Annotated in this window: 23 protein-coding genes and 1 riboswitch; of the genes, 15 read left to right on the forward strand and 8 right to left on the reverse strand. The window is 47.1% G+C overall.

Annotation, left to right across the window (positions count from 1 at the left end):
• Positions 1-126: 126 nt before the first annotated feature.
• The 4 genes from ACL9RM_RS01470 (at position 127) to gpmA (ending at position 4,723) form a co-directional block, all read left to right on the forward strand.
• Positions 127-2,421 carry a glycoside hydrolase family 2 protein gene (locus tag ACL9RM_RS01470; protein WP_250266920.1) on the forward strand — a complete coding sequence of 765 codons (2,295 nt, stop codon included), beginning with the start codon at positions 127-129 and terminating at the stop codon, positions 2,419-2,421.
• Positions 2,422-2,663: 242 nt separating this feature from the next.
• Positions 2,664-2,951: a hypothetical protein gene (locus ACL9RM_RS01475; protein WP_414126104.1), complete on the forward strand. Its 288-nt coding sequence runs from the start codon at positions 2,664-2,666 to the stop codon at positions 2,949-2,951.
• Positions 2,952-3,098: 147 nt separating this feature from the next.
• Entirely contained in the window at positions 3,099-3,839 is a 741-nt protein-coding gene (locus tag ACL9RM_RS01480) for a Bax inhibitor-1/YccA family protein (RefSeq protein ID WP_250266919.1), read from the forward strand.
• 134 nt (positions 3,840-3,973) lie between these two features.
• A complete protein-coding gene (gpmA, locus tag ACL9RM_RS01485; protein ID WP_250266918.1) occupies positions 3,974-4,723 on the forward strand; it encodes a 2,3-diphosphoglycerate-dependent phosphoglycerate mutase in 750 nt (249 codons plus the stop codon).
• Positions 4,724-4,787: 64 nt separating this feature from the next.
• On the opposite strand, the gene ACL9RM_RS01490 is transcribed toward gpmA, so the two are convergent.
• Positions 4,788-6,284 (reverse strand): alpha-amylase, encoded by a 1,497-nt coding sequence (locus ACL9RM_RS01490; RefSeq protein ID WP_250266917.1) that lies wholly within the window; start codon positions 6,282-6,284, stop codon positions 4,788-4,790.
• Between the two features lie 263 nt (positions 6,285-6,547).
• On the opposite strand from ACL9RM_RS01490, the gene ACL9RM_RS01495 reads away from it, so the two are divergent.
• The gene (locus ACL9RM_RS01495; protein WP_061829475.1) at positions 6,548-7,375 is read left to right on the forward strand and encodes an HNH endonuclease; all 828 of its coding nucleotides are present in this window, start codon (positions 6,548-6,550) and stop codon (positions 7,373-7,375) included.
• 24 nt (positions 7,376-7,399) lie between these two features.
• Here ACL9RM_RS01495 and ACL9RM_RS01500 read toward each other — a convergent pair whose 3' ends face one another.
• A complete protein-coding gene (locus ACL9RM_RS01500; RefSeq protein WP_023990896.1) occupies positions 7,400-7,795 on the reverse strand; it encodes a rhodanese-like domain-containing protein in 396 nt (131 codons plus the stop codon).
• Between the two features lie 501 nt (positions 7,796-8,296).
• Between ACL9RM_RS01500 and ACL9RM_RS01505 the strand changes: the two genes are divergently transcribed.
• Together ACL9RM_RS01505 and ACL9RM_RS01510 are read left to right on the forward strand one after the other, a co-directional pair.
• Complete coding sequence (locus ACL9RM_RS01505; RefSeq protein WP_013312528.1) at positions 8,297-8,728, forward strand: DUF1641 domain-containing protein; 432 nt, start codon at positions 8,297-8,299, stop codon at positions 8,726-8,728.
• A 27-nt stretch (positions 8,729-8,755) separates the two neighbouring features.
• Positions 8,756-9,937, forward strand: coding sequence for an NAD(P)/FAD-dependent oxidoreductase (locus tag ACL9RM_RS01510; RefSeq protein WP_061829474.1), 1,182 nt, complete (start codon positions 8,756-8,758; stop codon positions 9,935-9,937).
• Between the two features lie 110 nt (positions 9,938-10,047).
• Here ACL9RM_RS01510 and ACL9RM_RS01515 read toward each other — a convergent pair whose 3' ends face one another.
• Positions 10,048-12,597, reverse strand: coding sequence for a LamG-like jellyroll fold domain-containing protein (locus ACL9RM_RS01515; protein ID WP_250266916.1), 2,550 nt, complete (start codon positions 12,595-12,597; stop codon positions 10,048-10,050).
• 243 nt (positions 12,598-12,840) lie between these two features.
• On the opposite strand from ACL9RM_RS01515, the gene ACL9RM_RS01520 reads away from it, so the two are divergent.
• The gene (locus tag ACL9RM_RS01520) at positions 12,841-13,638 is read left to right on the forward strand and encodes a copper amine oxidase N-terminal domain-containing protein (RefSeq protein WP_250266915.1); all 798 of its coding nucleotides are present in this window, start codon (positions 12,841-12,843) and stop codon (positions 13,636-13,638) included.
• A gap of 79 nt (positions 13,639-13,717) precedes the next feature.
• Here ACL9RM_RS01520 and ACL9RM_RS01525 read toward each other — a convergent pair whose 3' ends face one another.
• Both ACL9RM_RS01525 and ACL9RM_RS01530 read right to left on the reverse strand, forming a co-directional pair.
• Positions 13,718-14,761 (reverse strand): stalk domain-containing protein, encoded by a 1,044-nt coding sequence (locus ACL9RM_RS01525; protein WP_061829471.1) that lies wholly within the window; start codon positions 14,759-14,761, stop codon positions 13,718-13,720.
• A 255-nt stretch (positions 14,762-15,016) separates the two neighbouring features.
• Positions 15,017-15,193 carry a CsbD family protein gene (locus ACL9RM_RS01530; protein WP_013312524.1) on the reverse strand — a complete coding sequence of 59 codons (177 nt, stop codon included), beginning with the start codon at positions 15,191-15,193 and terminating at the stop codon, positions 15,017-15,019.
• 156 nt (positions 15,194-15,349) lie between these two features.
• On the opposite strand from ACL9RM_RS01530, the gene ACL9RM_RS01535 reads away from it, so the two are divergent.
• Together ACL9RM_RS01535 and ACL9RM_RS01540 are read left to right on the forward strand one after the other, a co-directional pair.
• Complete coding sequence (locus ACL9RM_RS01535; RefSeq protein WP_023990890.1) at positions 15,350-15,865, forward strand: DUF2179 domain-containing protein; 516 nt, start codon at positions 15,350-15,352, stop codon at positions 15,863-15,865.
• Positions 15,866-16,110: 245 nt separating this feature from the next.
• Positions 16,111-16,323 carry a cold-shock protein gene (locus ACL9RM_RS01540; RefSeq protein ID WP_025721956.1) on the forward strand — a complete coding sequence of 71 codons (213 nt, stop codon included), beginning with the start codon at positions 16,111-16,113 and terminating at the stop codon, positions 16,321-16,323.
• 155 nt (positions 16,324-16,478) lie between these two features.
• On the opposite strand, the gene ACL9RM_RS01545 is transcribed toward ACL9RM_RS01540, so the two are convergent.
• The 3 genes from ACL9RM_RS01545 to ACL9RM_RS01555 form a co-directional block, all read right to left on the reverse strand.
• Positions 16,479-17,492 (reverse strand): substrate-binding domain-containing protein, encoded by a 1,014-nt coding sequence (locus ACL9RM_RS01545; protein WP_250266914.1) that lies wholly within the window; start codon positions 17,490-17,492, stop codon positions 16,479-16,481.
• A 213-nt stretch (positions 17,493-17,705) separates the two neighbouring features.
• A complete protein-coding gene (locus tag ACL9RM_RS01550) occupies positions 17,706-18,905 on the reverse strand; it encodes a glycosidase (RefSeq protein ID WP_250260144.1) in 1,200 nt (399 codons plus the stop codon).
• Positions 18,902-20,077 carry an AGE family epimerase/isomerase gene (locus ACL9RM_RS01555; protein ID WP_250266913.1) on the reverse strand — a complete coding sequence of 392 codons (1,176 nt, stop codon included), beginning with the start codon at positions 20,075-20,077 and terminating at the stop codon, positions 18,902-18,904. The genes ACL9RM_RS01550 and ACL9RM_RS01555 overlap by 4 nt, the downstream gene beginning before the upstream one ends.
• Before the next feature lie 235 nt (positions 20,078-20,312).
• Here ACL9RM_RS01555 and ACL9RM_RS01560 point away from each other — a divergent pair, with 235 nt between their 5' ends.
• From ACL9RM_RS01560 to ACL9RM_RS01580, 5 genes are all read left to right on the forward strand, one after another.
• Entirely contained in the window at positions 20,313-21,632 is a 1,320-nt protein-coding gene (locus ACL9RM_RS01560) for an ABC transporter substrate-binding protein (RefSeq protein WP_250266912.1), read from the forward strand.
• A 66-nt stretch (positions 21,633-21,698) separates the two neighbouring features.
• Positions 21,699-22,583, forward strand: coding sequence for a carbohydrate ABC transporter permease (locus tag ACL9RM_RS01565; RefSeq protein ID WP_061829466.1), 885 nt, complete (start codon positions 21,699-21,701; stop codon positions 22,581-22,583).
• Between the two features lie 2 nt (positions 22,584-22,585).
• Positions 22,586-23,419, forward strand: a complete 834-nt coding sequence (locus ACL9RM_RS01570; RefSeq protein WP_025721962.1) for a carbohydrate ABC transporter permease — start codon at positions 22,586-22,588, stop codon at positions 23,417-23,419.
• Between the two features lie 60 nt (positions 23,420-23,479).
• On the forward strand, positions 23,480-24,529 hold the full coding sequence (locus tag ACL9RM_RS01575) for a glycoside hydrolase family 130 protein (protein WP_250260146.1): 1,050 nt from the start codon (positions 23,480-23,482) through the stop codon (positions 24,527-24,529).
• Positions 24,530-24,540: 11 nt separating this feature from the next.
• On the forward strand, positions 24,541-25,500 hold the full coding sequence (locus ACL9RM_RS01580; protein ID WP_250266911.1) for an acetylxylan esterase: 960 nt from the start codon (positions 24,541-24,543) through the stop codon (positions 25,498-25,500).
• Between the two features lie 57 nt (positions 25,501-25,557).
• A riboswitch (purine riboswitch) is annotated at positions 25,558-25,657 on the forward strand.
• Positions 25,658-25,675: the final 18 nt, after the last annotated feature.

The following is a 25,675-nucleotide window of genomic DNA, read 5'->3' on the forward strand; positions in this document are numbered from 1 at the left end:
TTGACAATTGTCTTGTAAATGCTTACATTGAACCTATATTTATTTTACTAAGTTTTACTCGTTATTTTTACTCAAATGTTTTACTATGGTATAAGAATGGAAAATAAAAGGTTGAGGTGACTGCCCATGCGTACTATTTTGCCGTTGAATGACCAATGGTTTTACCTTCCTGAATATGTCGAGAGCGAAATAAGCGCAGGCATTGATGCAGGTCGGTATGAGCCAATTCAGCTGCCGCACACCAATGTAGAGCTTCCGTATAATTATTTTGACGACAAGGCATTTCAGTTTATTTCTACGTATAAAAGAGAGCTGAACATTCCGGCAGATGCCAAAGGTAAGCGAGTGTATGTTGATTTTGAAGGAGTCATGACCTATGCCCAGGTATATCTAAACGGGGTAAAAGCGGGGGAGCATAAAGGTGGATATACACCGTTCAGCGTTGAATTGACCGAACTTGCCGAGTATGGCGGCTCCAATGTGCTCACAGTCATTGTCGATTCCACGGAACGGGACGACATCCCTCCCTTTGGGGCAGTCATTGACTATCTGACCTATGGCGGTATTTACCGCGAAGTGCAGCTGCGAATAGTGGAGCCTGTACACCTTGGAACGATATTCATTCAGACACCGGAGCCGCTTGCGGCAAATAAGGCGGTGCGTGTGGTCGTGGAGCTGGAGGGCATCGGCGATCAGCAGGACGACTTGACGGTCGTGCTGCAATTGCTGGACGGAGCGAGCGTAAAGGCGGAGACCGAGCTGGCAGCGGTGACGGCGACGGAAGTAACGCTGGAGCTGAAAGAGCTGGGCGGCCTGCGGCTTTGGGATATAGATGATCCCAAGCTGTATGAAGCGAAGTTGACGCTGCTACGAGGCGGAGAGGAGTTGGATCAGGTGACCGTGCGCTTTGGCTTCCGCGAGGCTGAATTTCAGACGGACGGCTTTTACTTGAACGGGCGGAAGATCAAGCTGCTCGGCTTGAACCGTCACCAGTCCTATCCGTACGTTGGCTATGCTATGCCCAAAAGAGCGCAGCGTCGTGATGCAGATGTGCTCAAGGAGGAGCTGGGGCTGAATATGGTACGGACATCCCACTACCCTCAGTCCCGTCATTTTCTAGACCGCTGTGATGAAATCGGATTGCTCGTTTTCGAAGAGATTCCGGGTTGGCAGCATATTGGCGGTGAAGCGTGGAAGGAGCAGGCGGTGAGGGACGTAGAGGACATGATTATCCGTGATAGAAATCATCCCTCCATTGTAATCTGGGGCGTACGAATTAATGAGTCGCAGGATGACCATGATCTGTACACGCGTACCAATGAGCTGGCACGAAAGCTAGATCCGACCCGTGCTACGGGTGGTGTGCGTTATATTGTAGGCAGTGAGCTGCTGGAAGATGTATATACGATAAATGATTTTGTTCATGATGGTGGGCACAAAAAATATTTGGCGAAGGAAATCCGCAATTTTGATACGTATGACGATACAGAAGGCGTAGATGGCGAAACGACAGGCTTGCGCCAGCCGTCTCTCGTTACAAAGCTGGATCATCCGGTCCCTTATCTGGTAACGGAATATAACGGGCATATGTACCCGACGAAACGTTTTGACCAGGAGGAACGGGTAATGGAGCATGCACTGCGCCATACGCGGGTTCAAAACGCTTCCTATGCCGATGAGGGCATTGCCGGAGCGATTGGCTGGTGTGCTTTTGACTATAACACGCATGCTGATTTTGGTTCCGGTGATAAAATCTGCTACCACGGTGTCATGGATATGTTCCGCCTGCCTAAATTTGCAGCCAGTGTGTATCGAAGCCAGAAGAACGTCGAACAGGAAATCGTTATGGAGCCGGTCACTTACTGGTCTCGTGGCGAGCGGAATATCGGGGGTATCGTGCCGCTGGTCGTGTTCACCAATTGCGATGAGGTGGAGTTCATCTACGGTCATGAGCGCAAAGGTATTTATCGTCCGAATCGAGAGAAGTACCCGGCGCTTCCTAACCCCCCTGTCGTGATCGACGAGCTGACAGGCCACTGGGGCATGAAGTGGGAAGACGCTGTATTCATTGGGTACGTAGACGGGCAAGAAGTGATCCGCAAATACTATTCACGTAATCCGGTGCTGACAGAGCTACGGGTAGCTGCAGATGATATGGTACTGGAAGCTGGCGATTGGGACGTAACCCGAGTAGTAGTGGATGCTCTGGATGAATACGGCAATGCCCTGCCGTTCTATGCAGATCCTGTTTCGGTGGAGGTCGAGGGAGTGGGTGAATTGATCGGTCCTTCAAGCTTATCCCTAATTGGTGGACGTATTGCATTCTGGATTCGTACAAAGGGTGAGGCTGGCAATATCCGCGTGAAGGTTTCAGCGCCTTCTCGTTTCGGTTTGCAGGAATTGAGCATTGACGTGCAATAAGGAAGCAAAGGCAACATACAATCCTGCTAACTGCTTTTATACTGTCTGATACTTCTATTATTTAATAAGGAGTTGTCCGCAGATTCTGCAAAGAATCTGAGAGGGCAACTCCTTTTTAGCATAGGTTAGGGTACGTTAATCTATAAGTCTTTCAAATTGTGTCTTATTACTGAGTCACTTAACGTTACGCTCGTAGATTGGAAGCATAGAATACACTATCAAGCGCAAGGGAGGTGAAAACTATGGCGATTCTTTTACCTCAGCAATTCTATTCTCTCGCAGCTAATATTGGTAAATCATACTTTGAAAACTTGAACGGTGGCACGAATGCTACAATTACCGTTAATAATAACGGTCCGGCACCGATCGATCTTGTCGTAACTCGTGTCAATGCACCTGTGATCACTTATGTTATCCCCCCAACTAACAGCCTCACGTTAGAGGTTGCTTTACTGCTGGTAGCTGCTCTGCAGACTACCGCAGCTGGAGCAGCTACGGGTACGATCCAGATTGCGACAGCTGATTTTTAACCTGTAACGACCTGATCCTCTAACTCTAGCTTTGCCGTATGGCAAGGTTAGAGTTTTTTTGTTTGAAATTTTCTGAAACTTTTTTCATATTGTGCCGATATATACATATAGCATAGCAAACAACAACATCGAAAAGGAGTACCCTGTATGAGCTTTAGCAATCCGGTTTTACGTGATGACATCTTTTTGCGCGAAGATGAAAGAGAAGCTAGTGAACAACGCATGACCATCGGAGGAACGGTGAACAAAACGTTGCTTCTGCTGGTTCTGCTCATCGTCTCTGGAAGTATTACCTGGTACATGACCTACGAAGGAACCGTAGAGGTGCTATCCTTGCTGACGGCAGGCTTTATTGGTATGGCAGGCGTAGCACTTGCGATATCCTTTTTTCCCAAAACGGCTCCATTACTCTCTCCTGTATATGGGATTCTGAGTGGTTTTGCTTTGGGTGGCGTTTCAGCTTTTATGGAGTATGAGTACCCTGGAATTGTAGCCAATGCCATTTTGCTGACCGTGGGTATCTTGTTCTTGATGCTCTTTATGTACACACAGCGAATCATCAAGGTGACACGCGGCTTTATCTCATTCGTTGTCCTGTGTACGATGGCGATTTTTCTGGTGACGCTGGTTGATTTTATTTTGAACTTTTTCGGTATGAATGTTCCCTATATCCATGAAACAGGTTGGCTGGGTATTGGCATTAGCTTATTTATCGTGATCATTGCGGCTTTGAATCTGCTGGTTGATTTCAATTTTATTGAAGAGCAAGCAGATCAAGGCGCACCCAAATATATGGAATGGTATGGTGCTTTTGCATTGCTGGTGACTCTAGTATGGCTGTATGTACGGATTTTGGATCTGTTGGCCAAATTCAGTAAGAGGGACTAAGTGCAGGGTGAGAAGAAAAGGATGGCTGAATGCCGTCCTTTTTTGTATTAAATAGACGGTTTAAAAATTGCATTTTACGTTAAATACATAGAAGTTGGGTAAAACATAAAGACAGACAGGAGAGGAGTGAGTGCATGTATCAAGTGGTGCTGGTTAGGCATGGACAGAGCGTGTATAACCGACAAAACCTGTTTACGGGCTGGACGGACGTGGACCTGACTGAACAAGGGATTCATGAGGCCATTGAGGCGGGACGTATTCTCAAGGAGGCTGGTTATACGTTTGATTTGGCATTCGCCTCTGTGCTAAAACGATCTATCCGCACGCTGTATCACATCTTGGATGAGCTGGATCATCTCTGGATACCTGTGCAGAAATCATGGAAGCTGAATGAACGCCATTACGGTGCTCTTCAGGGGCTTAGCAAGCTGGATTCCGCCGTGCAATACGGCGAGGAACAGGTTCATATCTGGCGGCGTAGTCTGACGGTGCGGCCCCCCATGCTGGATGAGCAGGACGAGCGGAGTCCGCATCGGGAAGAGCGTTATCGCAATATTAAGCCAGAAGAGCTGCCGCTTGGGGAAAGCCTGGAGGACACCGTGCATCGGGTCGGTGAGTTTTGGAAGCAGCGGATTGTCCCTTTGATTCTCAAAAAGGATCGAGTTATCATTTCTGCACATGGTAATACTTTGCGGGCCTTAATCAAGTATATGGAGAATCTGGACGAAACCGCCTTGCTGGATTTGAATATTCCGACAGGCATTCCACTGGTGTACGAGCTGGATGAGCATATAGATCCTATCCGGCGTTTTTATCTCGGTGATCCGAGTCATGTAGAGGCTAAGAAGCAGGCCGTGGCCAACCAAAGCAAGGTAACGGAGTGACTTTCCATACACGAAGAGGACAGGGCGCTTCCTCGCATCCTGTCCTCTTTGTGTTGGGTATAGATTAAGCGTTCGCTTCCTCTTCTTCTGTTTCCTGGCTGTCTTCCTCTGCGGGAAGTGCCCACACCGATACACTGCCGGCACGAACGGGAAATATGCCGTAGCCATCCTGCTCAATTTTTACGGTATGATCGTGATGTCCGGTCAAATCCATCCATTCTTCCCCTGCACGTTGTTTGCCTACGAACATGCGCTTTTCTCCGTCATTTGCGTTGGTGATCACCACAGCACATCCGGAGCCTTCCAGCTCAGGCACGCCTTGACGAACCCATCCAATCGTATGGGGATCATCGAAATAATCTTTTTGCTCACCATAAGCTTTATGGTACCGGGCATATAGAAGCGGGTCTAGCTCAGCCTGCTTGCCTTTCACGGGCGTTTGCCCCTGGATACCGTAGTAATCGCCGTAGAACACACAGGGATAACCGTCCTTGCGCAGCAAGATGAGTGCATAGGCGCTAGGCTTAAACCAGTCCTCCACCCAGGATTCGAGCGCTTCATGCGGCTGGGAATCATGATTATCGACAAAAGTAACCGAGTTCAGGGGATGGGTATGAACAAGCGTATCCTCGAAAATGGTGCTTAAATCGAAATCCTTGCCACCCAAGGAAGCGCTATGTAGTTTGTAGTGGAGGGATACGTCAAACAGGTCGATTTTATAATCAATGGTATCCAGGAACTTTTGACACGATTCCAGATCCGGTTTCCAAAACTCGCCTACCATATAAAAGTCCTGCCCGCGTTTTTTAATCATTTCTGTAGCAAACTCTCGTACAAATTCATGATTAATATGCTTGATTGCATCCAGACGGAATCCGTTGCATTGCAGAGTATCTATCAGCCATTTCCCCCAACGGATCATCTCTTTGCGCACATCCTGATGATTATAGTCAATATTGGCGAACATTAAATAATCATAATTGCCGAATTCATCATCTACATTTTCGCTCCAGCTTTTGTTTTTACCTAAAATACGATAGATTCCTGTCCGGTCCTGGCTTGCATCGTAATCGGTTCCGTTAAAATGTTCAAAGTTCCATTGAAATGTGGAATACTGACCTTGACGGCCGGGGAACGTAAATTTAGTCCAGCCTTCGATATCAAAGGGCTCGGAAATGACTTCATTGCGGTTATCCGGGTTAACCTCGACGACCTTGAATACTTCAGTTTCATCCGCGCCGGCCTTATGATTCATGACCAGATCGACATAGACGGCCACGCCGTGGCGAACACAGGCGGCAACAGCCTCCAGCAGGTCTTCCCTGGTTCCGTATTTGGTGCGCACCGCACCTTTTTGGTCAAATTCGCCCAGATCATAAAGGTCATAGACGCCGTATCCCGTATCCTCGGGCGATTGGCCTTTGGTGACAGGTGGAATCCATATCGCGTCAATTCCTTTGGCCTTCAGTTCCGGCGCCAGGCGGGTAAGCTTTTTCCAGTGAGAACCGTCAGCTTCGACATTCCACTCGAAAAATTGCATCATCGTATGGTTCCTTTTCATGTACGTCCCTCCTTCATATATAACAAGTTACCCACCAAGTGAGGGGGGCTAAACGTCAGACGGTCAATATGATGCTGAATGAAGAACAAGGATCGCTGTATAACGTATGCTGAATCATTAAAATTTGTTATACCTGAGTGTTCACAACGACTCGGGTAGCTAGAAAAGAGAACGTGAAAACGGTAAAATGAATCTAACTTAACAATAGTTCGGGTTTTGGGCAAACTGTGAAGCGCGAGCAACAGAGGAAAGGAGGAGTGGACGTGACAGAACCGCAGCAGAACAAGGATGAAGCGAGCAAACCGCTGATTAAAAAATGTACGTATTGTCAGGAGATGAAACCTTTAACGGACTTTCAGCGCAGAACGGGTCGCCGGGCTGGTCCTTATTCCCGGCGTGGTCCTTGCCGTTCCTGCCGAGGATTGGCCCCACAAGAACGTGCGGCTACGTCCGCTCCCTCCGGCGAGGAAACAAATCCCTCGGCTGCTCCCGTGATGCAGCATAGCCTTGAAGCAAATACGGCTGCGCACAGCCTAGAGGCGTCGCTACCTATGGAGGCACAACGCCCCCGCAGGAAGCCGGTCACGGACAAAGCGCGTGAGCGCCATCGGCAACGGGTTCGGCATCTGCTTAGCAGGCTGAAGCCTGCGGATACCCGGGCGTTGCGGCTCAATCGCAATGGCATGATTCGGCTAAGAGGCAAAACCGACCAGGGGAGACGCTGGCATCAAGAGATTGAGCTTGATCTGGCCATGACCCTGGTCAGAGAGCGTATGGCGGTGATTGTTAATCCATACACCGTGCGTAGACTGTATAGCAACAAGGAATTTCGTCAATATGTGCTTAAGCGTGACCGTTATACTTGTTTTTTTTGCGGGGGCTACGGTGACACGATTGATCATTTACTGCCTCGGGCAAAAGGGGGGCACACGACGCCGGTCAATTGTGTATGTGCTTGCAATGAATGCAATCAAGTTAAGGCTGCCCGCGATGTAGATGAGTTCATTGAGTCTGGTGTACCGCAGCCGTCTCCTGATGATTTCGAGGCACCTGATAATCCTGACGCTTCTGAAGGCACCCTACATACGTAGGGCGACTCTTGCAGCGTAGATCCCTTAGTACAGTTCTACTTCAAAGCCGGATTCCTTCCAGGCTGTTGTTCCGCCTTCGATAAAAGCTACATTGGTAAAGCCCATCTGCTGGAGTGTATAAGCTGCCAATGCAGCTTGTCCACCTGCCCCACAAGTGGTGATAATCGGGCGGTTACGGTCACGTAGACGTTCGTCACGCAAATCCTGTGGAACCTCCAAGTCAGCGCGGATGGGCAGCATGCCCAATGAAATATTGGCGCTTCCGCGAATCAGACCGCAAGCGCCTGCATCATGGGAGTCCTGTACATCGATAACGAATGTATCTGGATTTGCCTCCATTCGCTGACGTGCCTCCTGTGAATCAATGCCCTGAACGTGCTGCCTCGCTTCTTGAACCATATCTCCAAATGTTTTAGCCATCATTTAAAACCTCCGTATGAATATATTTTGTGTTATTTTCATATTATCGAACTAAAACGCACTCTCTTTATTACCCTCCTCTAGCATAAGATGACCCTTTTTTTAAGGGAAACTTGGACAAAAATCGAGCTTATTCTAATTTTTATCTAAAATAACAATAAAAATTTTGCAGAAATTTGTGCAAATTTAAAATTTCTTCGACGATTGTGTCGTGAAAGGTGTAATATAGAGGTATAGGGTTCCGTTTCGGCCTGTTGTAGTCACGAAGGAGCGCTTCGTGGGATATTCCGCAGCAGTAACAACAGAATAACGTCTGAGCAATATACAATTGGCATCTGCGATAAATCAGTCTTGCCCTGTAGGGTATAGGCCGGTTTTAGCTGTGCTTCTTGCATGTTTAAGGGCGTGAATTCGATGAACGTTTTATTGCTAGAGTTTATGGATACAGGTTACGAGAAAGGAATGGACTTCTATTTTCACAGTAAAGGAGGACGTTCACGCATGTCTGAAAACCAACAAGAGGTGGCAGTAACACAGGAAGCTACCAAAGAGTCTCGGGATGTATTGGACCAATTGATGAAACCGGAGGTTCAGCAATCGCTGACCGTGCTGGTAGAAAATCTGCCCAAGTTGACTGAGATGGTTACTTTGATGACCGACGCTTATGATGTAGCTCGCAGTCTGGCGACTGACCCTGTCTTTATCGGAGATATGAAAAGCTCCATGGGAGAGTTTGTGAAGCCTGTTACAGATTCGGCTAAAGGATTGGCTTCTGCTGCAATTGAAGCAAATGACCGTGTACAAACTACGGACGGCAGTGTAGGTCTGTTTGGCCTGCTCAAAATGCTTAAAGATCCGAATGTACAAAAAACGCTGCGTTTCAGCCAGGCTTTCCTGGATATTCTGAATGAGCGCCAACGCGAAAGCAAATAATTACCTGATCGAGAACGGAGGATGGACATGTCGAAGCAAATTTTGATCTTGGGCGGCGGGTACGGCGGATTACTAGCCGCTCTTACAGCACGCCAGCATATGGACGCTAGCCAAGCAACCATTACAGTGGTTAACCGCTTTGCGTCGCACCAAATTATTACAGAACTGCACCGTTTGGCGGCAGGTACAATTGCCGAAAAAGCTGTTGCGCTTCCTTTGGAAAAGCTGCTGCGTAACAAAGAAATTATCCTGAAAGTGGATACTGTTTCCGAAATCAAGCCTGACGATAAAAAAGTAACCTTGGCCAGTGGCGCTACGTTGAGCTATGACGCTCTCGTTATTTCCCTGGGCAGCGAAACGGCTTACTTCGGTATTCCAGGACTGCAAGAGCATAGCTTCACGCTGAAATCAGTGGCAGAAGCCAATCGCATTCGCGCACATGTGGAAGCTCGTCTGGATGCTTACAAGCAATCCGGTAACCAAGCAGACGCTACAATCGTTATCGGTGGTGGCGGTCTGACAGGCGTTGAGCTGGTGGGTGAATATGCTGACAAATTGCCTGTAATTTGTCGCGAAAAAGGTATTAACTACGAAGATATCAACTTGTATTGCGTAGAAGCTGGACCATCTATTTTGGCAGGCTTCCCTCAACCACTGGTTGATCGTGCAGTAACAAGCCTTGAAAAACGTGGCGTTCAAATCGTAGCGGGTGTTCCGATTACAGAAATGAAAGCTGACGAAGTTCTCTTGAAAGACGGACGTTCGATCAAAACGAACACACTGATCTGGACAGGCGGCGTACAAGGTAATGCACTGGTTGGCGCATCTGGTATCGAAGTAAACCGTGGTCGCGCAACTGTGAATGGTGCACTGCAATCGACTTCTCACGAAGACATCTTCCTCGCTGGCGACAGCGCAGTGGTGTTCCCGGGTGAAGGCGAGCGTCCATACCCTCCAACTGCACAGTTGGCTTGGCAAATGGGCGAATTAGTTGGTTACAACATCTTCGCTTATTTCAACGGAGCGAAAATGGAACGCTTTACACCAGTATTCTCCGGTACACTGGGCAGCTTGGGCAGAACAGACGCGATCGGTACTGTAGGCGCGAATGGCACCCAACTGAAAGGCGCTGTAGCTACTTTGATGAAGGAAGGCAGTAACATCCGTTACTTGTCCCACATCAAAGGACTTTTTGCATTGGCCTATTAATATTCTTTATATTTTATATGTTTCTTTGGAAGAGAGCGCTATTCAGCGCTCTCTTTTTTTGTAGCTTTTCTTTACGACACTAGAGTTGCTTACGATTCATTAGTCTTAATTCACTTCATCTTCGCTAACTCTGCCACTTGTACAGGGGGGAGCGCACCTTCAAATATACTCAGCTCATCAATACATCCTTTGAACGCAGGGTCCCACCAGTTGACACCTAAGCTGAATGTTCCAGATTTGGAGGTAAAGACATCTGGGAATCCTGAGCCGGTAAATTGAAGCTCGCCATTCACATACACGGCTAACACCCCACGATCTACAGTGAAGGCGAGATGGGTCCATTCATTTGTTTTGATCTTTAGGCCAGTACTGCCGGTATACCAAAGTGAGCTGCCGGACCAGACCATTGTATTATCCTTCTCGGGTCCTCTGGGTAGAAGGCTAATCCAGTGGTTACTATCCATAGCTCCAAAGAAAGTTGGTGTATGCAGAGTTAAATCGCTTGGTTTTACCCACAGTGACACGGAATATGCTGAGCTGGATATGAGTCCTTCAGGTAGAGCAATGCCTGACTTTCCATCAAGGACTATAGCTTGGCCCTTTACGCCTTGAGAGTAGGATACATTTCCTCCCTGGCGATCGATTCGGTCACCGATAACTTTGCCATTAGCAAAAGCATCCTGCTGATCCTCCAGATTATTTTCAAATGTGTATGACGCAGTCAATGTTGCTTTCTCATAAGGGGATACCGTGATGTTAAAAACTTTGTCCCGACTACGTTCTCCTTTGGTAATGGTAGCCGTCAAAGTGGCAGATGCAGCCTTTTCTCCGATTCCTGCACGCTTGATTTCACCTGTATCCGTAATGACGCTTTGGTCTGAAGTTTTCCAGGTAATCCGGGTTTGCCGACTGCCTTCCTTCGGAAGATTCAGGCTAGCCGTCACTCGACTTGTATCGCCAAGATCTAACTCACGATACACACTATCCACTACTGTCGTATCGGTCATATCAGGGAGCTTACTGCCCCAAGCCATCTCACCTTTATTCGATAAAACTGTAAAAGCCAGGATGTATTGATTCGTAACCTGATCCCATTGTCTTAAAAACACCCCATCCAACACAGCACCATCCAGTGTTAATTGGATATTCGCATCCCCCGACTTGCGCCATGTTCCTTGCACATCGCCTTCGATGGTATGATCTGCTCTAAGCTGAATGAATTGTGTACTCTTGATCGTAGCCGAAGAATCACTACCATGATTAATATATTGATAATCGCCAATGAATTGTTTCTCATCCAGCTTTGTTAGCGTCTCGCCACCGTAACGGTAAGGAGCTACGACAGGCCAGTCATCCTGATTCATAAACATTTGGTGTACACGCAGCTCATGTGTCTCCCCCTGCTGAGGGAATCGGGTATGAAAGACGACAAACATTTGTCCAGTAGTAGGATTGGTGTATACAGAATTGTGTCCAGGGGAAACATAGCCGTAGCCAGTGCCTGTACCGGGATCGCCTATTTTACTATCGAACAAGAAATTACCTATCAACTTGTTGCCATAAGTTGTATTTTTGGTGTTTGCCGGCAAAACAGCATTCTGTCCTTTGGCATCTTTATAAGGTCCTGTCGGTTTCTTAGAACGGAATAACCTCATGTTATACCCTCCGTCGGCTGCAAGACCGCCGTAGGTTACATACAAATAGTAATAACCCGTTTTTGGGTTGTATTCAATATACGGACCTTCCCCGGACTCACCGTATCCACCTGCAATCTTGGTGCCAAAATAACGATCAATCAAACGGCCGTCCTCCGTAGTTCCATCTTGACCTGGATACATGGGTTTGCCAGTTGCCTTATCCAGCTCCAGTAAAAATATTCCCCCGGACCATGATCCATACGTCATCCACAAGCGCCCGTTTGCATCGTAAAAAACGCTTGCATCGATTGCATTTGGGAACATCCGGTTCGCATAAGAACCATCGGTATTAAACCATCCCGGTCTGAGACCCTCAAGCTTGCCTTCCTTGATGAGTTGTTGAATCGGCGTATTTGTCCATTTTTTATCTACCTTGCTATCTTTATCGAATGCAGTCTTCTTCGTAAAACCAGTGTGGATAATGGTATCCACATATTGATATGGACCCTCGATTTTGGGTGCAACTGCAATGCCGATCGCGGAACGAATGTAGGTGGAAGATGCGCTATAATAAATCATATATGCCCCTTTTGTCCCATCCTCATTGACATAATGCTCATTCCAAAATACATCGGGCGCCCATACCGAGAATCCGCCCTTACTGTCCGCATCATTCTCACCCGCCCAAGCGAAAGATCCAGCCAGATTCTTCGATAAGTCCCCGTAAAGTGTGTTCCCAGGCGTAGTGTAATCGTTTGCAAAAGAAGTCCAGTTTGTAAGATCTTTTGACTTCGCCGCAGAGATGTGTGACCCAAATGCATAATAAGTGTCACCGTCTTTGACAATGGAAGGGTCATGAACCGATACATTAGAGAAGGTTGGCGCATCCTGCTTATTGTTCTGGTCTGGCACCGTTGCCGCCGCGTCTATTGCACCTACTGGTGCGCTTGCGATTGCTAATAATAATGTTAGTGTTATTGCAATACTTTTCCTGACCTTACGTTTAACAAAACTTCTCATCATACATATTTGCCCCTTTCTGAATTGGAATACAGTGATATATTCTGCTTTCATCGCTAAATACCTTTATATTTATAAGTATTATTAATGTATTTATGAATCACTTGTCTATTAGGTAAAAATTATAAATTATGGTTGACGTTGTGATTTTGTGAGGGTAATCTAATTAAGAAAAAGTAACTATAAGAAGGTTGCTTAAACAAATTTTTATTTTAGCCTAAACGCTAACAAAGGAGAGCATTATAAATGAAAATCAGACTGTTGGTCTGCCTTATGATTCTACTAAGTTTTGCTGGTGCACACTCGAATTCGACATCAGCTCAAGCTCAAACCCCCATACACCTGAAGGTCAATGATCATTACGTTTTATACACCTACCCTGCATCACCCTTTGTGGATAAGAAGGGGAGACTGCTTATACCGCTCCAAGCGGCTGAGGATATACTGGGCGGCAAAGTAACTTATAATGCAGCGAACAAAATTGCTTCGGTTGATCTGTTGGGCCGTAATGTAGCGGCTACGATCGGATCACCTGAAATATCGGTTAATGGTGAGCCAGTGACAATGGATACAGTCCCCATCATGAAAAGTAATGCGATGTTTTTACCAGTATCCATTTTGTTGAAGGATACAGATGCGAAGATGGAGTGGGATACCAAGCGTGGCTTATTGAAGCTAAGGCATGACAGCTTTACGGAAAGTCCAGTTCTTATGAGGTTTAAGGGACAAGACTTGGCCCAAGTCATTGATGCGAATGCCTTTGATCTTATTTCCTTTGGCTGGGATCAAAGGCAAGGTGTATTGAATATTCATGCTATGTACGAGAGCAGCTTATCACCTGCTTCCAGGCAAATCGACTTTAATCCTCTGATTGTGTATAGCAAAGGGACCTATAGTGTAAATCCTTATTCTAAACCCAGTATGTTTTACAAAGTTAAAATAACCAGTCCCGGTAATCTGGTTTATACGAGAAATATCGATACAATCGATGCGGATAAAGACTATATAATATATATTACTTCTGTTGGCAGATTAATTAAGTAGTGGAATGTATGTTGCTTGTACATCATAAAAAAGCGACAAAGGCTTAAGGGCCTTTGTCGCTTTTTTTGAAAGATTAATCTTAGAAGGTAATGATTTGACTATTGTTTCCTTTATTACGTACATATCCAACGACTTTGGATACAGACTGTTTATCTTTAAGATAATCAGTAACGCCGTCTGTCAGGTTGTTTTTTTGATTGTTTGACAATTTATTCCAGTCATCCGAATTTACATAAACTTCGACGATAGCTTCACTGCTGTCGCCTCTTACTGTGAAATCAAAGCCGACCCCATTATAGGTGCCATATCTATCGGACAAGTTACGTTGGATCGTACTTGCATCCAGAGAAGAAGCTACATCCCTCAAAGAAACCTTGCCTCTGCTGTTGATTGTAAAAGTTGCCATTTTATCCCTATTACTGGAGTTTTTAACCGTACCCTCTATATCGGCATCTTTATACTCTTTCAAAATATCTTCACCGATGTCTTCCAGGTAGCTTTCCTTTCTGCTGTCGGTGAGGTCAGTCCATCTGGATTTCGTCATTTCGATGGTCACCGTAATATCGCTTTTGTTACCATCCAACGTGATATCAGAGTTGGTGCTATAGGCATCGCTGTGATCATCGTTCAGCTTCTTTTGAAGATCCTTCAAGGAGCTAGAGCTATTTTTGCTTGCTTCATCTTTTAGCGTCTGGTTGTCTTTTTGCAATTGAGCGATGGTAGCGTCTTTCGTCGTGTTCGCTGCTTTCGCTGTGTTGAGCTCTTGAGTCAGCGTGGTAATCTGATTGTTCAGTGCTGTAACTGTGGATTGATCAATCGGAACGCCGTTATCAGCAATGACTACGCGTTTGTTGGTGCCATCCCATGTTACTTTTTTATCCAGCGCTGTACCTGCCAGTTTCAACGGGATATACGTCACGCCATCCAGCAGAAATGGTTCTGTTTTAGCATCAGCAGGAACCTCGGTTCCGTTGTAGATAATTTTAATATTGTTATATACTGCTTGGATCGGCTTAGTCACTTGTGCGGCATATGTGGATTGGCTGAAAAGAGCCCCGGATATGGCCAAGGCGGATACGGCAGTGATGATGACAGGTTTTTTGATAGATTTCAGTGATTTCATTCGTTGGTCTACCCCTTTATTTAAGAATTATAGCCTGGTTCATAGACTAGAGTAACATTAATGCCTACAAAATCCAACAGCTTGGAGAGTCATTATGGGTTGTGCTTATATTGGTTAGACGCAACAGCAACCGTAAAAGTTGCCCTGTTTGCGCAAAAGTTTTTCCAAAAGTATCCGAACAACACAAAACAAGCCCGCTGCACAAGACAGCGTGACTTGTTGGTAAAACAGTGCGTCGAGGTTATCCATTCAGGATTATTTGCCGTCCTTCAGTTTGCCTGCTGTTTCCTGAAGATGGCCTTTGGCCTTATCCAGTTTGCCTTCGGCTTGAAGGGACTTATTATCGGTAGCGTTCCCGATTTGGTCCTTGATTTCACCTTTGGCTTTGTTCACATTACCTTTGATTTTATCGCTAGTTCCGTTATCCTTCATGTTATAGCCCTCCTTATGTGATCGAACTTTCATTCAGCATGCTGTAGTTAGTCATTACCCGAGCGAGGGTAATACGAAACCAGAGGCTGTATATCACAGACGGGGGTATAATGTTGGATACGGATTAAATCAGAACGTGAAGTGGGGAGTGAGCGCATGCTCAAAATTTTATTGTTTATTCTTGTTATTCAAATTATTTACGTATCGGCGTATACACTACGCATGATTCTGACGTTGAAAGGACAGAAGTACATTGCTGCGCTCATTAGCACCGTGGAAGTTACGGTCTATGTGTTGGGCTTGAATGTTGTGCTTAAGTACCTGGATCAAGTGGCAAGTCTTGCAGTATACGCCATTGGCTATGCATTGGGCATTCTTATTGGAGCATGGATTGAGGAAAAAATAGCGCTTGGTTATGTCACCGTTAAGGTGATCAGTAATGAGATCAATGGAGGAATTGCCAATGCGCTGCGGGACAAAGGATATGGCGTTACAGCCTGGCTGGGCAGTGGACGTGATGGAGAGCGCCTGGTAATGGAAATTTTGGCTAAACGAAAAAACCAGAATAAGCTGTATCAGTCCATTCTGGAGCTGGACCCTAAGGCTTTTGTCATTACGGTAGAGCCGAAGCAATTTCATGGCGGCTTCTGGACTAAGGCTATCCGTAAATAAACATTTTGGTAAATTGCGCATATTTTTTGGAGGTTGGAGCATATTAATACCCGCACAGGTGAGGATTTTGCAAAAATTCAATAAGCGAATTCCAATGAACAAGATATAGATCGAAATGGTTTAGTTCGTCTATATCTTGCACTTCGGAGCGACTGGAATCGAATTTTGCAAAATACTGGCATGGATAGAAATTAACAGTAAGCCGACAGGGGATATTACCCTATAAAAACCGAGGGGGGATATAGATGTACAGACGCCAGGCCCCGGAAATCATTCCAGAGGAAAATACGGCTATTTGGTCGTGTACAAACGAGGGTTGCAACGGTTGGATGCGAACGGATTTCACCTTTTTGAACGAGCCAGCTTGTCCATTTTGCCAAGCCTCAATGGGGCAAGAAATGCGGATGCTGCCGATTCTCAATCGGGCGGGCAATTCCTTTGTCGCCCAGCGCTCCTAATCCAGGATTTTGCAAAATCCACCATTGAAAGTGAGTACGATGATCACACTGCAGAATTTATGAACGCCAAAAGCCGCTCCAGCGACATGCTGAGCGGCTTTTGGTTGTGGAAATTGGGGTAGGGGTGACCTGTCCCCAAGTAAGGTGTGTGTTGATTATGGTCTCTGGATGGGCTGTACGGAATCACGATATACAATATGACCCTGCACGAGGACTCGACCAAAGCGGCCGCCGGGATGGCTTATTTTTTTCATCATCGAATCAATCGCGGTACGTGCCATCTGCTCGATGTCTACGCCGACCGTGGTCAGTTGCGGAACAATAAGAGTGGCGTATACATCGTTGTCAAATCCGACCACAGAGCAGTCCTCAGGCACGCGGTATCCTAGACCAATGAGCTTGTGTACCAGATTGTGAGCGACCTGATCGCAGTTACATACAAAGGCAGTCGGTAGCGGCTGAGGCAGCTCCATTTCAACAAAAGCACCTTCGTCGTCCCGGTCACTGAGCACCCACTCGTTACGGAGGGGCAGTCTGTGCTCCAGCAAGGATTTATAGTAGCCGAGGAAACGATCCTGAATACTACTGGTGGAATAGATATTGCCTACATATGCAATATCACGATGCCCCTGGGCGATCAAATAGTTGGTCAGCTCATATGCTCCGTAGAAATTATCCGTCACCACGGAGTCGATATCGGCATGTTCATCATAAAAATCGAGAAACATTTTGGGTAGATCCATGGTTTGTACCAGCTCGATATATGGCTTGCTCACTTGACCCAGGAGAATGAAGCCGTCCACCTTGCGGTCGTAATAGATACGTGGCAGATTAAGCTGTTCTTCGTCTTCGCGATGAAGGATGTGAAGGATGCCATAGTAGCCGTATGGCTCCAGTGCCCGTGAAATTTGCTTGTAGATGTGCAGATAAAACGATTGGCCGGGGCCAGTAAATCGTTCAGGAATGACAACACCTATGTTATAGGTGAGGCCCTCCTTCATGGACTTGGCAACGGTATTGAAACGATAACCCATTTCGCCCGCGAGCGTCTTAATACGCTCTTTTAGCTCCTCGCTAACCCCATCCTTGTCATTGAGCGCCTTCGACACGGTCACGCTGCTTACTCCCAGCTTATCTGCAATATCCCGCATCGTTACGTTGCTCTTCATTCCTGTTCCGCCTTCCAATTTTAAAAAGATAAGCATTTTGCCTAATCCAGAGAATGGATGCAAAATGCTGGGGAATATATCCGTAGCTTAGCCGCCTGTGAAATCCAAAAAAACCTAGCAGCGTAGCTGCCCATAGAATAACTATTAGCCTGCGGGTAACAGTTGTTCTATGGATAGTATACATGGTTCCGCAAGCAGGATAAAGCCTGCGGCTTATGTCCGCTGGGAAGGACGGGAGTGTGCTTGCAATAGCGCTTCATTGTGATGAATTAGCTCGCGGCGAACAGCGGCGCTGCCGAGAGAGCGCAAGGGATCGGATGGTGTATTGAAGGTGTAGTCTTCCAGTCGAGCGATGGTGGTCGTCGCTACGTGAATACGGGTATCGCTGGACGCGTAGTAAATAAAGACTTCATCTTGTTCGTTAACGACTGCTCCATTGCAAAAAATAACATTCGAGACGTCGCCCACGCGTTCCTCATCATAAGGAGCCAGAAAGTGCCCGCCAGGCTTAGCAATGACGCGCGTAGGGTCTTCCAGACTGGTGGCAAAGGTATATAGCACATACCGTAGCCCGGCGGCTGTATTGCGTACCCCGTGAGCGATATGAATCCAGCCGCGACTGGTCTTGATCGGGGCAGGGCCCTGCCCGTTCTTGGCTTCGTACACCGTATGATAACAGCGCTCATCAATGACGGTTTCGTGTTCAATCACGGGTTGTGTAATATCTTTGCACAGGCCGAAGGCGATGCCTCCGCCTGAACCGGTGGAAATAAACCCGTCCTGGGGACGAGTATAGAAGGCATATTGACCGTCCACAAATTCAGGGTGCAGGACAACGTTGCGCTGCTGTGGGGACTGGGTAGTGATGTTGGGAAGCCGGGTCCATGTACGAAGATCACGAGTGCGGACCAGTCCGGCCTGAGCGACAGCACTGGAGGTATCGTGGGGTGGTGCGTCAGGGTCCTTTTTTTCCGAGCAATAAATACCGTAAATCCAGCCGTCCTCATGCTTTACCAATCGCATATCGTACATATTTGTTTCTTCCGGGTCGATATCCTCCCATACTAGGGGAGCGTCAATGAATCGAAATTGATCAATGCCGTTATCGCTCTCTGCCAAAGCAAAAAATGACTTTCGATCCAGTCCCTCTGTGCGCGAAACAAGAATGTATTTTCCTTCATGATAGATCGCCCCTGGATTCAATGCTGCATTTACACCCAGCCGCTCCATGAAAAACGGATTAGTTTGCGCATCCAGATCGAACCGCCAGTGAAGTGGAACATGATGGCGTGTGAGCACTGGGTAGATGTAGCGTTCGTAGATACCATTATAAAAGGTAGTTTTAACCTCATTGGGGCGTGTAATCAGTTCCTCTTGCTGCAACCGCAGCTCATTATATTTGCTATGGATCATTGGTTTTCCATCCTTTCTAGCATTTCTATGCAAAATCGGCTGTTGTGATAAGGGCACTTCCAAGGTCCTGCAATCTCTCTCGCATCAGGCTTACCATCCGCTTGAACAGACCAGAACCATTCGCCTCCGGGGCGCGGATCGATGATATGTTGCCGGGTATAGGACCATAGATTTTTCACAATTTGCAAAAAACGTTCGTCTTTTGTACGTTGAAACGCATTATAAAAACCAACCATTCCCTCGGCCTGTACCCACCAGATACGTGAGGTGTCTACCCGCTCTCCTTCCCGCTCATTGATGAGCGATCCGTCTGGCTGAACAGCGCGCTCTGCTACCGCATTGGCAATATCTATCACCATATCCACGTATTCTGACGGGTAATAACCCAGCACATTCATAGCGTCCTCAATCAACCAGCTGGCTTCGATGTCGTGACCATATGAGGTCAGGTCAAGCAGAGAGCGCCATTCACGGTCGAAAAATACCCCCAGTCGTCGGGCAGAAGCATCGTAAACACGATGATATAAAATGTCCAATACGTTCGTCAGTGCATCTCGAACCTCTTCATTTGGCCAGACGCGCAGCAATTGGGTATACGCCTCCAAAACATGAATATGCGTATTCATGGTGATATGCGCGGTGACGCCATTTTCGCTGAGTAACTCATTAGGCTGCATGTTCCACGAGCGGTCATATTGTTCGCCGTATGCCTGCCGGGTGGGATCATATCCTTTTTGCTCCAGTAGGTGGAACAGCTCCATAGCTAGTGGTAATGCATTCGGGTCGTCTGTGGCACGTGCATACTCTGCTATCGCATAGATCGCGAATGCCTGCGCGTATACATGCTTGCACGTGTCCACGGGTTGCCCGGTGTAGTCCACCATCCAGTACATTCCTCCATGTAATGGATCAAGCAGGTGATCCCGCAGGAATGTGAATGCATGTCGTGCGGCTTCTGCATAGGTATCTTCCCCTGTTACACGGGCAGCCGCCGAGAATGACCAGAGTAGCCGTTCAGTGGCAATCCCGCCTTTATTGGCTTGGTTATGAATGTGCAGATCCATGTCCACCTCGCCGTAAAACCCACCGTGTGTCTCATCCTTCAGTCCGAGCCAGAATGGGAGTATGTGTTCCTTCCATTCCTGTCTAATTTCGTCCAGTAATGTTTCCAAGAGACAAAGCCTCCTTCGGAAAATGAATTATTAGGTTATCGTTAACTTTACAGGATTATCATATCTAGCTGTTTGTAAACTGTCAACCATGCTAGATTGGTGTTTTTTCATAAGATGTGACCCATTCTACTTTACAAAAAGAATATTGCAATTGACATAGTAAGCGCTAACATAATAAAATGATTTTGTTACTTTAACGATAACCTTATTCGAAAACAACAGGAGGAGTCGTCTCATGAAGTTGTCCAAGGTTTTGATGTCATTACTATCCGTGGTTTTGTTAGCGGGGCTGTTTACTGGCTGTACCTCAAAGAAGGATGAGCCAGCTGCCAGCTCTGATCCGAAGGGTGTGGAAGGTGAAATTACGGTTATCACACAGCGGACTGATATTGTGGATACCGTATTTCAGGATTACGCCAAGGAATTTAACAAACTTTATCCGAACGTGAAGGTCAATTTTCAGGCATTGGCCGATTATGAGGGTCAAATTAAAATCCGTATGGGGACCAGGGATTATGGAGATGTTTTGCTGATTCCTGGCAGTATTCCAGTTGAAGAGCTGCCCAACTTTTTCGAGCCGCTGGGTACTTATGAGGAGATGAAAAACAAGTATACCGGCCTTGAAGAACGTACGGTGGATCATAACAGCTACGGTATTCCGATTGCGATGGTTTACTCTGGTGTGATTTATAACAAAAAGGTGTTCAAGGACGCAGGAATCACGCAGCTTCCCAAAACACCGGACCAATTCCTGACAGCGTTACAGCAGATTAAGGACAAAACCAAGGCAGTGCCGCTGTTTACGAACTATGCCTCTGGTTGGGCACTGACCCAGTGGGAGTCTAGTCTGGCAACATTGGCGGGTACGAAGGAATATGTGAATGTCACACAACCGAATACAGATGACAATTTCACGAAGGGCCAGCCCCACTATGAACTGTATAAGGTCCTGTACGATGCGGCTAAAAAAGGCCTGATTGAAAAAGATCCAACGACTACAGATTGGGAGACCTCCAAGGCGGATCTCGCTCAAGGCAAAATCGGTACGATGGTGCTTGGCTCTTGGGCGATTGACCAGATCAAAAGCACAGCTTCTAACAAGGATGATATCGGTTTTATGCCTTTCCCGACGAATGCCTCCAAGGTACTTGTGCCTCTGGCTGGTGATTTTAACCTCGGTATTAACGTAAACAGTGAAAATAAACCAGCGGCCCGTGCCTGGGTGGATTGGTTTACCGAAAAGTCCAACTATGCCGTAGAGCAGGCAGGTAGCATTAGTCCGCTGAAGGGTGCCCCAATGCCTAGCATTTTGAAGCAATACGAAGATCAGGGAGTCGTTTTTGAAACGCTCACTCCGTCTGCAAAAGGACAGGAAGGGATTGTCGATAAAATCGACAAAAAGGGGGAAATCGGCTTGTGGCAGCCTGACTTCAAAAAACGCATTATTGAGGCAGCGGTCGGTAACCGCCCGGAATCGTATGACACCATTATGAAGGATCTGAACGACGCATGGGTGAAGGCGCGTGCTGAAGTGGCTGCAAAGGAAGCAAAATAGCCATCTGAACTGACGAAAGAAAGGATCGACGTAGCAGTCGATGGACGGATAGCCAGGAGGTGCGGCATGTTAAAATTTTCGAATCTCAGCTACTCCAAACAAAGATTGGCGATTATTGTTGCCTTTTCAATTATTCCGCTAGCGCTGCTGATCACTTTTGCGTACTTGCCAGTGATCAATATGTTTAAGTACAGCTTTTCGGACTGGAACGGCTATAGTAAGCGTCTGGAATATGTGGGCTTTGAAAACTATATCAAAATCTTTACCGACCCCGAGTATTTCTCGGTGTTTAAAGTCAGTCTGTATTACTTTGTAGCCACGTTTGTACAGATGGGGCTGGCCCTTTATTTTGCAACCATTCTCAGCTTTCAAACCTGGTTTAAAAATTTCTTTAAAGGCGTTTTGTTTTTTCCTTCCCTGATGAACGGGGTAGCTATTGGTTTTATTTTTCTATTCTTTTTTAAGCCAGACGGTACCCTTGATACACTGCTTCAGGCGATGGGGCTGGGTTCGTATGTCAAGCTGTGGCTGGGCAACCCGGAGATTATCAATATTTCGCTGGCTGGCACGTCGATCTGGAGATACATGGGCTTTAACTTTATCGTGTTTCTCGGTGCGATTTCCTCCATATCCAGTGATCTGTATGAAGCGTCTGATATAGACGGGGCTAACCGCTGGCATCAATTCCGCTCTATTATTTTGCCGAGTATCAAGCGGATTTTGCAGTTGAATCTCATCTTGGCGATTAGCGGGGCGATCAGTGCGTTCGATATCCCGTATATTATGACCGGTGGCTCCAACGGCAGTGAAACATTCGTCATTCAGACGCTTGATGTGGCATTCAAATACAGCAAGGTCGGTTTGGCCTCAGCGATGGCGGTCGTTCTGCTGCTGATCGTGATTGCTGTTACGCTGCTTCAACGGTTGCTAATTCGGGGAGAGGAGGACTAATCATGTATAAGCTGAAAAGAATACTGGGTAGCAGCATCAAGTATGCCGCGCTACTACTAGGTGCGTTCATTGCACTGCTGCCGATTGTCGTAATTTTGTTTGCATCTTTGAAGACGAAGGCTGAATATGCGGCAACCAGTCCTCTGACTCCCCCCGTAAACTGGCTGAATTGGGCTAACTATACCAAAGCCTTTATTAACGGAAATATGCTAACCGGATTTGTGAACACAGCTTTTATCCTGTTGATTTCAATCATCGGAGCTACGTTGACCGGTTCCATGATTGCGTATATTTTGAACCGTTTTAAATTTAAGGGCAAAAGTCTCATGCTGGGTGCGTTCTTGCTCGCCACGCTCATTCCGGGGGTGACGACACAGGTGTCGACATTCCAAATTATCAACAAGCTGGAACTGTTTAACACGCCTTGGGCGGCGATCTTGCTGTATTTGGGAACGGATATTATTGCGGTGTATATTTTTCTGCAATTTCTGGATTCCATCGCGGTGGCGCTGGATGAATCGGCCATGCTGGATGGGGCCTCCTATCTGACGATCTACTGGCGCATTATCTTGCCCCTGCTGAAGCCTGCCATTGTGACGGTGATCATTATCAAGGGCGTTAATATTTACAACGACTTTTACACCCCGTTCCTGTATATGCCCAAAACAAGCCTTCAGGTCATATCGACGGCGCTGTTCAAGTTTAAAGGGCCATATGGCTCGCAATGGGAAGTCATTAGCGCGGGCATAATCATTGCCATTATTCCGACGCTGATTGCGTTTTTATCATTACAAAAATATATCTATAACGGTTTCGCGCAGGGTTCGGTGAAATAGAATAATGGCGAAATCGAAAATCTGGCGAATCAAATATCTCGGTGAGAGGGGAATACACGTATGAATAAATTGAATGTGGATTTGGGAGTAGATAGCGTACGAATTGTGGGAGGTAGTCTGCCGGAAATGCCGTGGCAGGATAAGCCTGAAGGCAGTGAGGCTCCGGTATGGAGACATAGTGAGAATCCGGTCATTGGACGGAATCCGGTACCGGGCATTGCCCGTATTTTCAACAGTGCAGTAGCTCCGTATGAGGGACGGTTTGTAGGAGTATTCCGGGCTGAAACGATTAATGGACGTCCGCATTTGCACCTAGGCTGGAGTGACGACGGGTTGGCTTGGGACATTGAGACAGAACGTTTGCATTTGGTTGATGAGGAAGGGAACGATTATCAGCCAAATTATGCTTACGATCCGCGTCTGGTTCGCGTGGAGGACACGTATTATATCATCTGGTGTACAGATTTTTACGGTGCAGCATTGGGGATAGCACAAACGAAGGATTTTAAAAGCTTTGTACGATTGGAAAATCCGTTCCTGCCGTTTAATCGTAATGGTGTGCTGTTGCCCCGCAAGCTAAATGGAAACTTTATGTTGCTATCTCGTCCGAGCGACAGCGGACATACACCGTTTGGCGACATTTTTCTGAGTGAAAGTCCTGACTTGGTCTATTGGGGCAAGCACCGTCATGTCATGAGCAAGGGCGGACAGGGCTGGTGGCAATCGGTAAAGATTGGCGGCGGACCGGCTCCGATTGAGACGACAGAGGGCTGGCTGATGTTCTACCACGGGGTGACGGGCACGTGCAATGGGCTGGTTTACAGTATGGGCGTAGCCGTTCTTGACCTGGATGATCCGTCTAAAGTTAAATATCGTTCCTCGAATTTCGTGTTGACCCCGGAGGAATGGTACGAAGAACGGGGGTTTGTGCCGAATGTGGTGTTCCCGTGTGCTACGCTGCATGATGCGGACACCGGGCGGATTGCGATTTATTATGGAGCCGCTGACACGTATGTAGGTATTGCATACACGACAGTGTCCGACATTATGAAGTATGTCATCGCAACGGATGAAGTGGTCGCAGACGACCGTGAGTCAGGCCGGATGTAGGTGGAACTTGAATGCCGGAGGATATGTCTTTACAGCAATTGCAGTCATATATGGGGAGTAACCCGAAGCCACCGGATTTTGACGCATACTGGGAACGGGCATTACAGGAGCTGGAGCGGCAGCCGCTTGATTATACACTGGAGCCTGCTGATTTTATCTCTCCGATGGTGGAGTGTTACCATCTATATTTTACTGGAGTGGGCGGAGCAAAGGTTCATGGGAAGCTGGCTCGTCCCAAGCACCTTGCGGAACAAGGGCCAGCTTTGGCCATGTTTCATGGATATTCCTGCGACAGTGGCGACTGGTTCGACAAGGTAAGCTATGCGGCACACGGATTCACCGTGCTGGCCATGGATTGCCGGGGGCAAGGTGGGCTGTCCGAGGACAATTTGCAGGTTCAGGGAACGACGGTACGCGGCCATATCATCCGAGGGATTGACGACCCGGACCCGGATCGGTTGTATTACCGCAATGTATTTTTGGATACCGTGCAGACAGTGCGCATTCTGATGTCTATGGAGCAGGTCGACCCTGAACGGATCGGCGCATTTGGCTGCTCCCAGGGAGGGGCCTTAACGGTTGCCTGTGCTGCATTGGAGCCGCGTGTCCGTATGGCAGTTCCGGTATATCCGTTTCTGTCGGACTATAAAAGAGCCTGGGCGCTGGATGCCACTACATCTGCATATGAAGAACTGGTTTATTATTTTCGTTGGTTTGATCCGAACCATCTGCGCGAGGAGGAGCTCTTTCACCGACTAGGCTACATCGATATTCAACATTTGGCAGATCGTATTTGTGGTCGTGTGTTGTTTGTGACAGGGCTGTCGGACATCATCTGTCCGCCTTCCACGCAGTTTGCGGTGTACAATAAAATCGTATCAGACAAGGAAATACTCCTGTATCACGAATACGGTCATGAGTACCTACCTTATCTGTCAGATCGTGCTATGAGCGAATTTTTGCGGCTGTAGGGGGTTGAACTTAGCCGCAGGCTCCTTTATAGTAATAGCTATAACCTTCGTGAATGCGTAATAAATGAATGCCCCATTTGTATAACCTCAATAATATGGTTTGAGGGTCTCTACCAGGAACCGATAAATCCTGATTACAAAAAGTGTACGTCTTGTACATTTCTTGTGGTCAGGA

The organism is Paenibacillus sp. S29 (genome assembly GCF_049319765.1).
GTDB lineage: Bacteria > Bacillota > Bacilli > Paenibacillales > Paenibacillaceae > Paenibacillus > Paenibacillus polymyxa_B.

Coding starts and splice junctions, on each gene's coding strand:
- ACL9RM_RS01470 (WP_250266920.1), top strand. CDS start 127: ATGCGTACTATTTTGCCGTTGAATGACCAATGGTTTTACCTTCCTGAA.
- ACL9RM_RS01475 (WP_414126104.1), top strand. CDS start 2,664: ATGGCGATTCTTTTACCTCAGCAATTCTATTCTCTCGCAGCTAATATT.
- ACL9RM_RS01480 (WP_250266919.1), top strand. CDS start 3,099: ATGAGCTTTAGCAATCCGGTTTTACGTGATGACATCTTTTTGCGCGAA.
- gpmA (WP_250266918.1), top strand. CDS start 3,974: ATGTATCAAGTGGTGCTGGTTAGGCATGGACAGAGCGTGTATAACCGA.
- ACL9RM_RS01490 (WP_250266917.1), bottom strand. CDS start 6,284: ATGAAAAGGAACCATACGATGATGCAATTTTTCGAGTGGAATGTCGAA.
- ACL9RM_RS01500 (WP_023990896.1), bottom strand. CDS start 7,795: ATGGCTAAAACATTTGGAGATATGGTTCAAGAAGCGAGGCAGCACGTT.
- ACL9RM_RS01505 (WP_013312528.1), top strand. CDS start 8,297: ATGTCTGAAAACCAACAAGAGGTGGCAGTAACACAGGAAGCTACCAAA.
- ACL9RM_RS01510 (WP_061829474.1), top strand. CDS start 8,756: ATGTCGAAGCAAATTTTGATCTTGGGCGGCGGGTACGGCGGATTACTA.
- ACL9RM_RS01515 (WP_250266916.1), bottom strand. CDS start 12,597: ATGATGAGAAGTTTTGTTAAACGTAAGGTCAGGAAAAGTATTGCAATA.
- ACL9RM_RS01520 (WP_250266915.1), top strand. CDS start 12,841: ATGAAAATCAGACTGTTGGTCTGCCTTATGATTCTACTAAGTTTTGCT.
- ACL9RM_RS01525 (WP_061829471.1), bottom strand. CDS start 14,761: ATGAAATCACTGAAATCTATCAAAAAACCTGTCATCATCACTGCCGTA.
- ACL9RM_RS01530 (WP_013312524.1), bottom strand. CDS start 15,193: ATGAAGGATAACGGAACTAGCGATAAAATCAAAGGTAATGTGAACAAA.
- ACL9RM_RS01535 (WP_023990890.1), top strand. CDS start 15,350: ATGCTCAAAATTTTATTGTTTATTCTTGTTATTCAAATTATTTACGTA.
- ACL9RM_RS01540 (WP_025721956.1), top strand. CDS start 16,111: ATGTACAGACGCCAGGCCCCGGAAATCATTCCAGAGGAAAATACGGCT.
- ACL9RM_RS01545 (WP_250266914.1), bottom strand. CDS start 17,492: ATGAAGAGCAACGTAACGATGCGGGATATTGCAGATAAGCTGGGAGTA.
- ACL9RM_RS01550 (WP_250260144.1), bottom strand. CDS start 18,905: ATGATCCATAGCAAATATAATGAGCTGCGGTTGCAGCAAGAGGAACTG.
- ACL9RM_RS01560 (WP_250266912.1), top strand. CDS start 20,313: ATGAAGTTGTCCAAGGTTTTGATGTCATTACTATCCGTGGTTTTGTTA.
- ACL9RM_RS01565 (WP_061829466.1), top strand. CDS start 21,699: ATGTTAAAATTTTCGAATCTCAGCTACTCCAAACAAAGATTGGCGATT.
- ACL9RM_RS01570 (WP_025721962.1), top strand. CDS start 22,586: ATGTATAAGCTGAAAAGAATACTGGGTAGCAGCATCAAGTATGCCGCG.
- ACL9RM_RS01575 (WP_250260146.1), top strand. CDS start 23,480: ATGAATAAATTGAATGTGGATTTGGGAGTAGATAGCGTACGAATTGTG.
- ACL9RM_RS01580 (WP_250266911.1), top strand. CDS start 24,541: ATGCCGGAGGATATGTCTTTACAGCAATTGCAGTCATATATGGGGAGT.